This is a genomic window from Cohnella cholangitidis (assembly GCF_014107495.1).
Taxonomy (GTDB): Bacteria; Bacillota; Bacilli; order Paenibacillales; family Paenibacillaceae; genus Cohnella; species Cohnella cholangitidis.
Map to the genome: position 1 here is coordinate 1,979,052 of NZ_CP041969.1, position 13,848 is coordinate 1,992,899.

Sequence of the window (13,848 nt, forward strand, 5' to 3'; positions counted from 1 at the left end):
CTCCTCTTGCATACGCTTTGTACGAAGTCTACTTCGTCAATTCGCAATCATGGGGAGGTTATTTATGTCATCCGTTCAAGGCGATATTATGCCCCTGCAGTTACTGGAAGAGATCGGCTACTGGAAAGCTCAGGAGTTAGAGCACGCGAACATGCTGCGTTCCCTCGTGCCGGCGTTGGAGCCCCCGTACGTGAGATGGCTGTCCGAGTGGGAGAACGTATTCGCGAGCACGCGCGATTTCGCGCAGCGAAACAAACTGTTTATCGAAAACGAGCCTGCCCGTTTCACGCAAGAGTGGGCCGACATCGTTCCGAAGCTGCTGGAGGATTCGCTGGAACAGTCGAGGGAATTCAGCCGTCAATTGCAGCTTCTTCCCGGGCATAGCGAAGCCCTCTCCCGAATGCAAAACCCGGAGCTCCCGCTTGCCTACATCCAACGCCAGACGGATTACTTTGGAGGGATCATGGGCCAACTCGAACGGTCGGGGCAATCGCGTTATCCCGATCGCAAGGAGAGAACGAGGATAGTCCCGAGGGCTTTTCCGGCCCCGAACCGGCCGACGAACTTCTGAAATTACGGCCTCAGACCGCTCAAGACGAAGCCGAAGACAATCGTCCCGGCAGCACTTGGTCTAATCCGACGGGTAATTCCGTGCCCCCCCTCTCCGCGGCCGCGCCGGGAAATCCTGTCCCGATCGGAGGGCATAAGCTGCCGCCTCTCCCATACTCGTACAAAGCTTTAGAGCCTTATATCGACGAGAGAACGATGAAAATCCATCACGACAAACATCACCAGAGCTACGTCGACGGATTAAACAAAGCCGAGAAAAAGTTGGAGGAAGCCCGGCATACGGGCGACTTCGATCTGGTGAAGCATTGGGAAAGAGAGCTTGCCTTTAACGGCGCCGGACATTACCTGCACACGTTATTCTGGGACGCTATGTCGCCTCGGGGGGGAGGCAAGCCTACCGGCCCGCTGTTGGATGAAATCAACAGAAGCTTCGGCAGCTACGATGCTTTCAGGAAGCAGTTTACGGAGGCCGCCAACAAAGTCGAAGGAGGAGGCTGGGCTATTCTCGTGTGGAGTCCGCGCAGCCGCCGGCTGGAGATCCTGACGGCGGAGAAGCATCAGAACCTGTCGCAGTGGGACGTGATCCCGCTTCTCCCGCTTGACGTTTGGGAGCATGCCTATTACCTCAAGCATCAGAACGAACGCGCAGGCTATATTAGAGACTGGTGGAACGTCGTCAATTGGCCTTACGTGTCCGAAAGATACGCTACCGCGAAGACGGTGCAATGGGTGCCTTATTAACTTCTAATGCGCTTCGAACGTATCGCTCCCGGAGGAAGGGCAGAAATCCTTATCCGTTCGGGAGCGGTATGCTTGTTCCGTTAGCCCCACTTATTAGAGATCCAGTTCCCGACAAACAACAATATTCCGCACCATACGTTTATCCATCCGACAATCCCGGCGACCTTCTTCTCCTTGCCCATGGACGAGGTCTCGTATCCTTTGACGTCCCAACGCAAAATGAACAATCCCGTTAGCAGACACAAAGGGATAATATACCCGAAAGAACCTGTATAACCGTTTCCGCCTATCACCCGCGATCCGCTCCTTGGTCCATCTTTTTTGATTATTACTTGGCTTTCATTCCGATCCGCCGGATTTTGGAGTTTACTCTTACTTCGACTTCAAGCTCCCTAAACCGTTCATGCCACTTCTCGTTGGTTTTGACTTGGCTGTTCCAATAGGACGGTTTTTTCGCGCGAATATATTCTCCGAAGCCGAAAATATCGACGCCTTCCTCCTGCAATTTCCCGATTAAAGACTCGGTTGACTTTTTTAGCGACTTCTTGTTCGTTTCTTCGATTTCTTTTAAAATTTTGGAATTGCTTACGTAAAACTGTTCGTTGACCTTCTCTTCGAGATTAATCTCGGTAAAGATCGATACGGTAATCTTCGGCCGGCCGTTCACGGTCTTGACGCTGAATTTCGATTTGCGGGACGTTGCATATACGGTAACGGTATTCGATGACCCATCGACCTTAATAACCCCTCGATACCCGGCCGGATTCATCCCTTTAATCGCCATGTAGGCGGCGATTTCGAACGGTTTCGTGGTACCCACCAATTTATCCTCTTTGAAATACGCTAATCCCTTGACTTCTATGTTCTGTTTTTTCTTTAACTCCACGTATGGCAGGTATCCCTCCTGCCCTTTTTTCGCGGAGTTGCTCCAATACATGCCAACGTAGTTCACCGGGAACTTGCCTAATTTGACCGAATTATCCATTGTCGACATGAGATAGAGTGCCGGAACGCGTTCCAGCTCCGGCGCTGCTCTCATTAATCTTTCCGCTTTGCCTTTCGAGACCAGCATCCATGCCATTCTCCGCACTTCCGGGTTTCGGCGGAGATAGTCGTTAATATTTTGCATTCCGATTTTGGCCAACTCTTCGGAAACGACGATAACCCGCAAATGGCCGAAAAAGATTCTGCCGGAAATTTGCTGCTGCAAATTCATAAGAGCGTCATCCATCGTATGCCCTACCATGCTAATGACCCATACGGTTTGTTCCGCTCCCCCTTTCCCCCCTCCCCCGCTTTCGCCGGGACCTAGCGGGATTTTACCGGGAAGGGCGATTTGCACCGTGATCCTGATCATTCCCTTGGCGGGTTCCGGAAATCCGGCGGTAATATGGGAGATTTCATCCTCTTCTTTTTCCGTTTCCTTGCTTGCCGCATCAACCGATATGCCCAGCACGACGGCGCGTTCTTCAATTTCCAGACGGTCCCAACAGGCTGTCAGCAAAGGAAACATCATCGCTACGATGACTGACAGCTTAATCCCTCTAAACACTCGGTTGATTCTCACTGGAATCCCCTCTTTTTTTGCGAATCATGGCGATGATCAGCAGCAATCCCGGGTACGCGATCGTAATGACGAGTCCGATCCTGCCGACGCTTTGGATAATTTCATACATGTTCAAGATGTTCTGAGGAACCATCGCGATGAAAAAAACGGCAGGCAAAAGAAAAAAAGCAAACATTTTGTGGTCGCGCAAGCGAAACAGCTTGCTCATCTCTTTGATCGCAAGAAAATAACTCGAGAAGAGAGTCGTGAATACCGCCGTTACCCACACGGCCAGAAACGCGGCATCCAAGCGTTCCAAAACGTTCGCGGGCAACGATGTCGCCTTCGCCAGCTCCAACGTCGGCCAAAGCAGATTCTTCGTTTCTTCGGAACCGAAGACGCTTACCGTCGCCGCGACGATCGTCACGTACAACCCACCCGAGATGACCATCCCCCACAGGCTTGCCTTCATCGCTTTCTCGGGATGACGCATGGCCGGAATGACCGTCGTAATAATGAATGAACCTTGAAACAAAGCCCCAATAGTCATCACGCCTCTGATCATTCCTTTATGTTCGTTGCCCCAGACCGGCAAAAGATTGATCACGTCGGAATTTTTCAAAGACAGCGCGACGATTAACAAAGCCGGGCCCAAGAGAAGCGGAAAATAAAAATAGTGAATGTACGCGAACGTCGTTATATCGTTGCGAGTGGAGATCGCGGCAAGCAGCAGCATCACGATAACGGTGACCTCTAGCGGCGTCTTGGTCAATACCGATGTAATCACCACTTCTCCGAACTCTCTCGCGGTCAGCGACGTCAGAACGGCGAAAAAACCGATAATCGCCGCGCTCCCGATCCAGGAGAACCACTTTCCGATAATCGCTTCGCTGTATTGGACGATCGACTGGTTCGGGAATCGCATGCCGAGCACCGTAATCAGAAACAAGCCTACAAATGCAAGCACCACTCCTAAGAATGTAACGAGAGGAGCCCCGGAATCGGCGGCACGAACGGCAAAAAGAGGGATCGGGAGCACGCCTACGCCGATAATGGTGCTGATAAGAATAGCCGCCGCCTGAATCATTGTAATTTGCCGGGATTCCCTCATTCTTCGGACTCCTTCCGATCTTCTTTGAACTTTAGCGGATCCATCGCGTTGTTTTGCGGCTTTTTCATTTCTTCGACCGTTTTGCCGCTTAATCTGATTTTATCCATCGGGAAGAGGAATGCCGGCCTTCTTCTCATCCACCATAACGGGCCGCGCACGACCAAATCCTTCATCCCCCGGAAGTTGCCGGGAACAAGCGGACTCAAATACGGAATGCCGAACGACTTCAAAGAAAGAAGATGGTTCGCGATGAGGATCAGCCCTATCATCACCCCGTACAAGCCGAATATGCCGGCCAGTATGATAAGCGGGAACCGCAAGAGCCGCAGGGCAAGCGCCACGTTATAAGCCGGGGTTGCAAACGAGCCGATCGTCGTCAGAGCGATAATAACGACGGTTATCGGACTGGCGAACCCCGCGGCGACCGCGGCCTGTCCGACGACCAATACGCCCACGATGGATAAGGCGCCGCCGACTTGCTGCGGCAATCGAATCGTCGCTTCCCGCAGTACCTCCATGGAGATTTCGATCACCAACACTTCTATAATGGCCGGAAAGGGTACCCCCGCGCGCCCTCCGGCCACCGCTACGGCGAACTCCGTCGGGATAAGCTCCGGATTGAAGGAAATGATCGCTACGTACAGAGAAGGAAATACAAGCGAGAACACTAGCGCGATAAGGCGGGCGAGACGAATGGCGCTCATCAGAAGGAACCGTTCGGTGTAGTCCTCGACCGTCTGATAGAGCTGACTGAATACCGTCGGAACGACCAGAGCCAGGGGGGATCCGTCGGCGAGAATGGCGACTCTGCCTTCCAACAGGTTGGCAACGACTTTGTCCGGCCTCTCCGTATTCTGGACTTGCGGGAAAGGCGACAGCTGGTTGTCCTCGATAAACTGTTCCAAATATCCGGAATCCAGAATCGCGTCGATATCGATGACGGACAGCCGTCTGTTTACTTCGTCGACGAGGTCCGGATTCGTTATCCCGTGAATAAAACAAATCGCGACCTTCGTTTGCGTTCTGCGTCCGACTTCAATCGTCTTGATCCGAAAGTCCGGAGATTGCAGACGGTAACGGAGCAGAGCAATGTTCACGCTCAGCAGTTCGATAAATCCTTCGCGCGGTCCCCGGATGACCTGTTCGGTCGCCGGTTGGTCGATCGAGCGTTTCTCGATTTTGCGGGTACTGATGAGCAATACCTCTTCCAATCCTTCGACGACGAACAGCGTCTGGCCGCGAACGATGCCCACGATCGATTTGGCAAGCAGATTTTCCGATTTCACCTCTACGTGGTACAACGTATCTTTGAGCAGGATATCCATTAACGGGCTTCCGTTGTTAATCTTCTCGTCTAAATTCGGAGGCCCGTACATGAGCGGCCTCAATATTTCGGAATTCAGCATCGTCACGTCGCTCATGTGGGTGTAATAAATTAATGCCGCGGGATGTTGTCCGAATACGTGAAACCTGCGAACCTCATAATCGTCGTTCTCGCCTAGTACGCCGTTGATAACCGCGATCGTATCTTCCAGATCTCCGCTGATCTTCGCTCCTTGAAGCTCGTCTTGAGGCGGATCCGGAGCCTCGTGAACCGTAGGTTTATCGTTTCTCTTCGACTTCTTCAGCATCGTGGATTTTCACCGCCGTATTCTATTGCATGGGATAAGGAACTTGGAATGTTATTGTTTGGCAATTGACCGTCTTTTAAACAACTTTTTACGATCGAGTCCATAACGCAAACAGTCCCAGCCGCGATGGCTGGGACTGTTTAACGATCTAGCAGGACTAATGTTTAATGCCGATTACAGGCTCCAATCCAGCTTCACTTCCCCGCCCTTGCGGGAAGATTCGTAGATGGCGTCGATGATCAGGTTGCTGCGCAAGCCCGTTTCCGCCGAAGTCCAAGGAGCTTGGCCCGTGCGAACGCAATCGAGGAAATGCCGGCTCAAGCGTACGCGCGCGCCTTCATCCTCCGACGGCGCGACAAGCGGGATATCCATCGTCTGGTCGAACCGCTCCGTTAAAAATTTACCCTCGCTGCCGCGAAGCACCGCGCCGCCGTCGGAGCCCATCAAGTGAAGGAAAGGAGAGCTGTCCGTATCCATATGGACCGCCCAGCTTACTTCAAGCGTAAGAGATGTGCCATCCTCCATCTTGATTATCGCCGTAGCGAGATCTTCGACGTCATAGATGCCGTTCCAGTTCGGCTTGCCCCAGCTGCCGATCCCTTTTTTCCGAGGACCGAACTCCGCGTAGGTAGAACCGTATACCGATACCGGCTTAGGCTCGCCCATGAGGAAAAACGCCAAGTCCAGCATATGAACGCCGATGTCGATCAGAGGTCCTCCCCCCGATTGTCCGTGTTGGGTAAACCATGTTCCCCATCCCGGTATCCCTTTGCGCCGATACCAGCCTGTCTTAGCCGTATAAATACGGCCAAGTTCCCCGCGGTCGATCTGCTCCTTCACTTGCAAAGCCAGCGGCTCCCAACGCATTTGGTGCGCGACCATGACCGTTTTCCCGGTACGTTTCTGAGCCCTTACGATTTCCTTGGCCGCTTCGGAGTCCAGGCCCATCGGCTTCTCGACTAGAACGTGCTTGCCTTGCTCTAGAGCAAGGATCGTCAGGGAAGCATGCGCTTGGTTAGGTACCGCGACGATAACGGCATCTACGTCCTCGCGGCGGATGAGCTCTTCCGGAGACGCGGACACGACGGGAATGCCGTATTGCTGCGCTCTTTGCTCGGCAAGCGGAAGAAAGACATCCGTGATCGCCACGAATTCGCACTCCTCCTTAAGCTTACCGAATTCCTGCAAGTGAACGTTTCCGATATTTCCTGCGCCGATCAAACCGATTCGAATTTTTTGCTGATTACTCATGAATAAGCCTCCTCGACTTTTGCGTTGTCTGATAACGCTATCATAATCCATCGTACGGCACTCTTTCGATGACCGATATAGCTTAGTTTGTATCTTAATTTGCACAAGTATCATTGCCATGCGGTAACAGGCACAGCATGAGGAACATATCCGTTCCTCCGCTGTGCCTGCTGTCATCTATGTTTTATTTTATCGTTCTGTGCCAAGCTCCAATATCCGCACCAATAGAGTCACCGCTTCCGCTCGGGCCGCGGTACCGTTCGGAACGAACTTATTGTCGCCGCGGCCATTCACGATGCCCAGCTTGCGAACCGCCTCAATTGCGCCTTTCGCCCATTTCGGGATGTCCTGATCGTCCGCGAAGCCGGTTGTTGCTTCTGCTTCAGCAGACAGTTTAAGGGCTCTAGCGATCATCGCTGCCATTTCCGCACGGGTAATACGCGCATTCGGCCGGAAACTGCCGTCCGCGTACCCGCTCACAATACTTGCTTCAACGGCATTCGCGATCTCTTGCTTCGCCCATCCGCCGATTGCGGCTTCGTCCGTAAACGCAGTCGCTGAACCTGCTCCTTCCAGCTTAAGCGCCTTTGCCAGCATGACCGTAAATTCGGCGCGGGTAATGGCGGCATTCGGCTTGAACGTTCCATCCGGATAGCCGCTGACAAGCTTCATGCCCGCCGCGCTCAGGATGGCGCTCTTCGCCCAATGTCCCGCGATGTCTGCGAACGATGGCGCCGGCGCGTTCGGTTCGCCGCTTTCGTCCTTCTTCTCGCCTACAGCCATGACCGCAAACTTGGTGAAGTGATCCACTTCGGCCGTAATTCGATCGCCTTTCGCTACGCCGCCTATTTCAATCCATACTTTCTTTGCTTCGTCATAATAGAAGATAGCGACTCTTTGATTGTCTCCCGCGAGAGACGGATCGAACTTCATCGAGATCACGATCGGCTTCTTGAAGTTTCCTGCCCTATTTTTCGTCAATTCAAAGACGCTGCTGACTAACTTTTCCTTATCGAATACGAGGTTTGCCGTACTGGACAGCTTCTCGATCTCGATGCGCAGCTCTTGCTCCGCCGCTCCTGCGCCTATCGTAAGGATAACTTCGTTATCGAGGCTGACCTCGCCGGCCCGTCCGCTCGGAATAAGGATGGTGCCGTTGTTCGATTTGATGACGGAAGTATCATTGCCATTGCCTGTGCCGCTGCCGCTGACCGGAGTCTCCGGTTGCGGCGTCTCCGGTTGCGGAGCCTTCGGTGTCGCCGTTACGGCATCGGAGAACTCGCTCTCGCCCCCCGCTCCCACGGCTTTCACTGAGAACGCGTATCGCGTGCCGTTCGTCAGACCGGTTACCGTGAACGCGGTTTCCGCGACGTTCGCCTGTACTTGCACCCAACCGGCCGGATCAACCGGAGCCGCTGACCCTGCATACTTGTAAACGACATAGCGATCCGCTCCGGCCACGGCGTCCCACCTCAGCGAAACTTTCCGGTCGCCCGCCGCCGCGGCGAGGTGAACCGGCGCTGCCGGAACCAGCGACAATGTCGATTTCGGCGTCGCCGTCACGGCATTGGAGAAATCGCTCCCGCCTCTCGCAGCTACGGCTTTCACCGCGAACGCATAGCTCGTTCCGTTCGTCAATCCGGTTACTGCATACGTGGCTTCCGTTACGCTGGCTTGAACCAGCTGCCAGTTGCCCGGATCGGCCGGCGCCGCCATGCCTTCATATTGGTACACGGAATAGGTGACGCTTTCCGCCGAAGCGTCCCATCTTAAGGTTACGGATCGGTCGCCGGGCGCCGCCGTCAAATTCGCGGGCGAAGCCGGAACAGTACCTGCATCCGCCAACGGGATCACTTCGTTCGACGGCTCGGATGCCGCCGAATCGCCTTGAGCGTTCGTCGCGACTACCGTAAAGGTATACGCCGTACCGTTCGTCAGACCGGTGGCAGTGATCGGGCTATCCGTACCTTCCGCCGCCGTAACGGCTTCTCCGTTCGCCCAAGCGGTTACTTTATAGCCTGTAATTTCGCTTCCGCCATTATGGATCGGCGCGGCGAAGCTCACCTCAGCGGACCCGTCTAGACCGACGGCACGCACATCGGCAGGAGCGTCCGGGACGGACTTAAGAGCAGAATACACTTTAAATTCCCAGAGCGAGTAGCCGTAGGCGCTCCCTCTTTTCATGCCATTCATCCGAACGTATCTGGCATTCACCGGTTCGAAGGAGATCTCTTCGACTCCTCCGGCTCCGTTTGTGGTGCCGTATACCGTCTTCCAGTTCGCCGTGTCGTCGGAAATCTGAATTTGATACTCCTTCCCGTACGCGGATTCCCAATGCAACATGACCTTCTCGATGGATTGGCTCGAGCCAAGATCGACGTAGATCCACTGCAGATCGGAATAGTTAGATCCCCAGCGGGTATTCAAAAAGCCATCGACGGCATTCCCGGGAGCCACGTCCGCGGCTCTGGAAGAGCTTGCCACTACCGGCATGCCTTCAGCAAGATTGGGCGGTACGGCTTCATACACGCTAAATTCATTAAGCGAGTAGCCATTTCCGGTACCCTGCTGAACGCCCTGCATCCGAACATACTTGGCACTGACCGGTCTGAAAGGAATGTCGACGATTCCTCCGTTACCCGTCGTCGTTGAGTAAACATCCGTCCAGGCGACAGCATCGTTCGATACTTGAATTTTATAACTTTTCCCGTAAGCTTTCTCCCAATTAAGCCTAACTTTATTGATCGTATATTGATCTTGCAAATCAACATAAATCCATTCATTATCCGAATGGTTTGAACCCCAATACGAAGTCCTGTAAATATCCGTAGCATTCGAAGCATGCAGGTTGTCTTTGCTCGATGAAGCGGTCGCGCCTTTATCGTAAGCGAGATCGAATCCTCTGTCGTCGTGAGAGGCTCCCTCATTCAAAGTCATGCTTCGGCCTGTGAACGTATCCTTGCCGAGCTTATAGCTTGTCGTGGATTGTTCTCCGTTACGATCCAGCGTAACGTTCACTGTAATTCCCGGCGTCTCGGGATTGGCGACTGAAATACGGACAGGTGCTACAGATTCGTCAACCATAACCATGGCGGGTTTATCTACTGTAACAGTCAACCCGTCTCTCAACTCCACCGTTCCTGCTTTATAAAACAGCAATTCCGCAATTTCCAAAGTATTATGCCGAACGGCCTGAATCGACACAGTATTTGAGAGAATGCTTATTGGGTTGCTGCTCGCATAATTGCTGACCTCATCGGAAGTTTTGTTTGGCAATACAATGTACTCATAGGAGGCATTTGTCGGCTTTACGCCATGGTCCAACCAAATAGAGAAAACCGGAAGAGTGATCGGCTCCGTTGAACTGTCCTTAATGACGTCGCTCCAGCTTCCTGTTTTCGTCTCCTGTTGTACTTGAAAATTCGTCGAACTCGGGAATATATAGCCAATCTTATCATTATATGCCCAGCGACCGTTCGTTATCGTCTGCGCTGCTCCGGCTGCAAGCAGATTGCCGTCTACGAGAACTTCGCCTACCGCTTGGCTTTGATTCAATGTCGTGTGAATGGCATCCGTAGTTGTCGATTTGATTCCTGCTCCAAGCGCAACCATCTCATCGTCGAAGAAAAAGTAACCTTTCTTTCCGCTCGTACTCAGCTTATTGAAATCAAATGCGGTTGCGCCATAACGCTCATTCGTCACTCCGCCTACGAACGTTTGGGCATTGTTGAAATTCGTATCTTTCGTGAATGCGTACGGAGCCGTCGTACCTGGAATATGTCTCCAGTCCATCAGCGGGTAGATCGGTCGATATTCGTCGCCGGTTCTTTGGATAGCAGTGGCCCCTTGCGCCGTCCAGTGCAGCAGGTTATATCCGCTAGGATGAATTGTTCTCTTTTCGCCGCCTTTGACTGTTTTGGAAGACATCTTGACCGTAATCCCATAGTCATCCCGCATATGGGAGGAGACGAGCGTCTGCCATTGCGTGATATTGTTAGCGTCCTGTCCATTGCTCGTGCTCGTGCCAACATTGCGAATATTGTCAAGGAAACTCGCAAACTCCGCAGCTCTCGCCGGGTTGGCTGGCTGCATCCACACCAGCGGATCTTCGTAATAGGTCAAAGCCGCACTCGAATAACCCGGCCATTCGGGTCCATTCATCCCCATGCCCAGATCGGCGACATCGCCTCTCACGAGATACCTGGTGCCGTCCAAAATGTATGACGATAACGAATCGATCGCTGCCTTGCTGAACGGGAAGGCAGTGCCCGAAGTAACGTAAGCCCAGAATGCCATATCTCTGGCAAAGCTTCTTCCGTAACCCGTCGTATAATTCGTTTTGCCATGCATGAAGAAAGACATGTCCGCCTGAATTCCCGTTACGGTCGTCGTTACATTCGCTAACGCGTTAAATGCCTTCACAGCGTCCCGAACGATATTCGCATCCTCGAGCAACAAGCCGCGGTACATATAATTTTGATTGTACCAGGACGAATTGGTTCCATCGACAGTGTGCGGTTTACTGTCTAATGTAGCGACAATGTTGGAGGTTTGCTCCTCAGTTAAGTAGCCTTCACATAAAAGCGCGATTTTTTCTAGCCTTAATTGTTTGCCGATTCCGGTTTCCCACCAGTTGGTTGAAGTCGGCTTTACCATAAACCAGTAGTCCAGCCCCTGTTGAATACCAGCTAATAGAGCTTCGTCATGATAGTATGGACCGCCCGGATCAGCAAACGCCTGAGCCATCGATTGCATTCGATCCAGCGCAAGATAGGGGGACCAAGGCTTCCCCATATTCGCATTGGTTGTATCTGCGTAATCGACATCCGTCCAGCTTCCGTTCGCGTTTTGACTGGCTAAGTAAGTGCCGGCCTGTGATTTGAAGGTCCATTCGACTCGACCGTTCGTTCCGTCGTTTATGATATCTTTGGAGATGTAAAAGTCAACCATCCGTTCTTTCATCATTTTCATATTCGCGATCTCTTGAGGAGTGCTGGTCTTGTCAACAATTTGGAAATAGAAGCGATCAGCATTTTCCGCATAACCGTCATTAAGTAAAAATGCGATGTAGTACTCGCCTGGCGCCAAGTCTTTTAGACTTGGATACTCTTTTCGACCCTCGCTTTTGTCTGTAAGTGTTATCGTGCCATCGGGAAGACCGTTCACATAACCCCATTTCCAGGCATTCGTCCCCTTTTTAGGAGTTTCGCTCTTGAGGTAAATACCAATCCAATCTTTATTTCCTTGAGCCCCTGTGTAATGGATGGTTAGCGGCTGCCCGCGCTCTACAACCGTTTGATCCATACTTAGCGTGCCGCTGTATTCGGGCTCGGGGGCCGCAGGCAGATTCAAGTCCGCGTAACTGCGAGGCTTCACATTGAACTTGGATACGACAGCGCGGTGGTCGGACAAATAAGTATCCAATTGGATGTCCGCATAAGATGTCGGTCCGCTTTTAACCTCCTTCTCGCCGATCAATTTGCTTTCCAGCGTTGTCGCAGGACCCCCGGCATACACATAGTCAAGCCGGTCATAGACTTCCGGCTTTCTCCACTCGGTGCCTTCGACCGCCCAAGTGATCCCTGGCGCTGCGGCCGGATCAGGATGCACGGCCCGATAAGAATCGACCATGCCCAATTGATCCAGCTTCTTCGATACCGGCCATTCCACCGCTTTGCCGAAATAGCGGTCTTTCGTCGCCTCCGTCCAATCCAGGTGCGACGGCACATTAAAGTCTCCCGTCAGAAAGACAGGCATCCCTTGCTCGGCAAGCGCAGGAAGCTTGCTGAACTGGTTACGCATCTCGGCCATATGTTTAAGGTTTTCATCGGCAATGACACTCTCCGCTGTCTTGCCGTCTGCAACGCTATAAGGACCGTAAGGCGAAGACGACAAGTGCATATTGCCAATGGCCACCGCTCTGCCAGGATCGACTTCAATCAGGTAGTAATCTTTTTCCTTATCCACATCGAGTATCGGATATTTGCTTATGAAGCTAATATCTGTGCCCGCCTTAATGCGGACATAGTATCCTAACAATGCTGCCGCCTGGTTTACGATTTCATCTTTGGATTCTTGAATACCTACCACATCCGCGCCTGACACCTGGATCAAATTCGCGAGGAAATTGACTACATTATCTTTGCCGTTCTTTTTAATGGCATCCCCCGCCCAAACGTTCAAGCTCATCACCGTGAACTCGATTTCCGATTTCGGGTCGGGGCCCGGCGTCGTCGAAGTTACCGTGACTTCAACCGTTGTCGATTTCCCTTCGTGCGTAATGTTTATCTCAGCGGTCCCCGCTGATACGGCCTTCACCAATCCTGTTGAGGTAACCGTAGCCACCTGTTGATTGCTGCTAACATACTGGATGCCATTTGCCACTGTTACATCTTTGGTTTCATTCGTATTATACGTGGCTTCAACTTGCAGTTGTGCGCTGTTCTCTAGTTCATTCAGCCTTAACTCCACCGATTCGGGAGTCGCCTTCAACTGTGTGATGGCATTGTCAACAATTTGGAAGTAGAAGCGATCAGCATTTTCCGTATAACCGTCATTAAGTAAATATGCGATGTAATATTCGCCTGGCGCCAAATCTTTGAGATTTGGATACTCTTTTCGTCCCTCGCTTTTGTCTGTAAGGGTTACCGTGCCGGCGGGAAGATCATTCACATACTCCCATTTCCAGGCGTTGGTCCCCTTTTTGGGCGTTTCGCTTTTAAGGTAAATACCGATCCAATCTTTAGTACCTTGAGCCCCTGTATAATGGATGGTTAACGGCTGCCCGCGTTCCACAACCGTTTGATCCATACTCAGCGTGCTGCGTTCCGCAGCACGAACAACATTCGTAGATATACTCATCGTTCCTACTAAAAGTACGAATGCCATCAACGATTTCAACAGTTTACTCATGCATGTCTCCTCCTTTGTTAATCTAAACTTAAAAATTCCCTGATAGCGCTTTCCAATCTATGGATTGAAGAAGGCAGCTCACGCTG

The 13,848-nt window shown here is 52.2% G+C and carries 7 protein-coding genes and 1 pseudogene; 2 read left to right on the forward strand and 6 right to left on the reverse strand.

The annotated features are described in order from the left end of the window. The first annotated feature begins 64 nt into the window (after positions 1 to 64). Positions 65 to 571 (forward strand): DUF2935 domain-containing protein, encoded by a 507-nt coding sequence (locus FPL14_RS29565; RefSeq protein ID WP_220471228.1) that lies wholly within the window; start codon positions 65 to 67, stop codon positions 569 to 571. A gap of 107 nt (positions 572 to 678) precedes the next feature. Continuing rightward, a pseudogene (locus FPL14_RS29570) lies at positions 679 to 1,311 on the forward strand (superoxide dismutase); the annotation flags it as partial. An 80-nt stretch (positions 1,312 to 1,391) separates the two neighbouring features. Here the strand turns inward: FPL14_RS29570 and FPL14_RS09490 are convergent. From FPL14_RS09490 to FPL14_RS09515, 6 genes are all read right to left on the reverse strand, one after another. Beyond that, positions 1,392 to 1,604, reverse strand: a complete 213-nt coding sequence (locus FPL14_RS09490; RefSeq protein ID WP_229263855.1) for a CLC_0170 family protein — start codon at positions 1,602 to 1,604, stop codon at positions 1,392 to 1,394. Positions 1,605 to 1,639: 35 nt separating this feature from the next. Beyond that, positions 1,640 to 2,878: a Ger(x)C family spore germination protein gene (locus FPL14_RS09495; protein WP_324617891.1), complete on the reverse strand. Its 1,239-nt coding sequence runs from the start codon at positions 2,876 to 2,878 to the stop codon at positions 1,640 to 1,642. Next, a complete protein-coding gene (locus FPL14_RS09500; protein WP_182302750.1) occupies positions 2,856 to 3,968 on the reverse strand; it encodes a GerAB/ArcD/ProY family transporter in 1,113 nt (370 codons plus the stop codon). Before FPL14_RS09500 ends, FPL14_RS09495 begins: the two co-directional genes overlap by 23 nt. Further along, entirely contained in the window at positions 3,965 to 5,599 is a 1,635-nt protein-coding gene (locus tag FPL14_RS09505; RefSeq protein WP_182302751.1) for a spore germination protein, read from the reverse strand. The genes FPL14_RS09500 and FPL14_RS09505 overlap by 4 nt, the downstream gene beginning before the upstream one ends. Before the next feature lie 174 nt (positions 5,600 to 5,773). Then, positions 5,774 to 6,850: a Gfo/Idh/MocA family protein gene (locus FPL14_RS09510; RefSeq protein WP_182302752.1), complete on the reverse strand. Its 1,077-nt coding sequence runs from the start codon at positions 6,848 to 6,850 to the stop codon at positions 5,774 to 5,776. 189 nt (positions 6,851 to 7,039) lie between these two features. Further along, the gene (locus tag FPL14_RS09515) at positions 7,040 to 13,762 is read right to left on the reverse strand and encodes a polysaccharide lyase family 8 super-sandwich domain-containing protein (protein WP_182302753.1); all 6,723 of its coding nucleotides are present in this window, start codon (positions 13,760 to 13,762) and stop codon (positions 7,040 to 7,042) included. Positions 13,763 to 13,848 lie beyond the last annotated feature (86 nt).

Bases quoted from the DNA above. Each gene is read 5' to 3' on its own strand.
- FPL14_RS09510 (WP_182302752.1), bottom strand. From the start codon at position 6,850: ATGAGTAATCAGCAAAAAATTCGAATCGGTTTGATCGGCGCAGGAAAT.
- FPL14_RS09515 (WP_182302753.1), bottom strand. From the start codon at position 13,762: ATGAGTAAACTGTTGAAATCGTTGATGGCATTCGTACTTTTAGTAGGA.
- FPL14_RS29565 (WP_220471228.1), top strand. From the start codon at position 65: ATGTCATCCGTTCAAGGCGATATTATGCCCCTGCAGTTACTGGAAGAG.
- FPL14_RS09500 (WP_182302750.1), bottom strand. From the start codon at position 3,968: ATGAGGGAATCCCGGCAAATTACAATGATTCAGGCGGCGGCTATTCTT.
- FPL14_RS09505 (WP_182302751.1), bottom strand. From the start codon at position 5,599: ATGCTGAAGAAGTCGAAGAGAAACGATAAACCTACGGTTCACGAGGCT.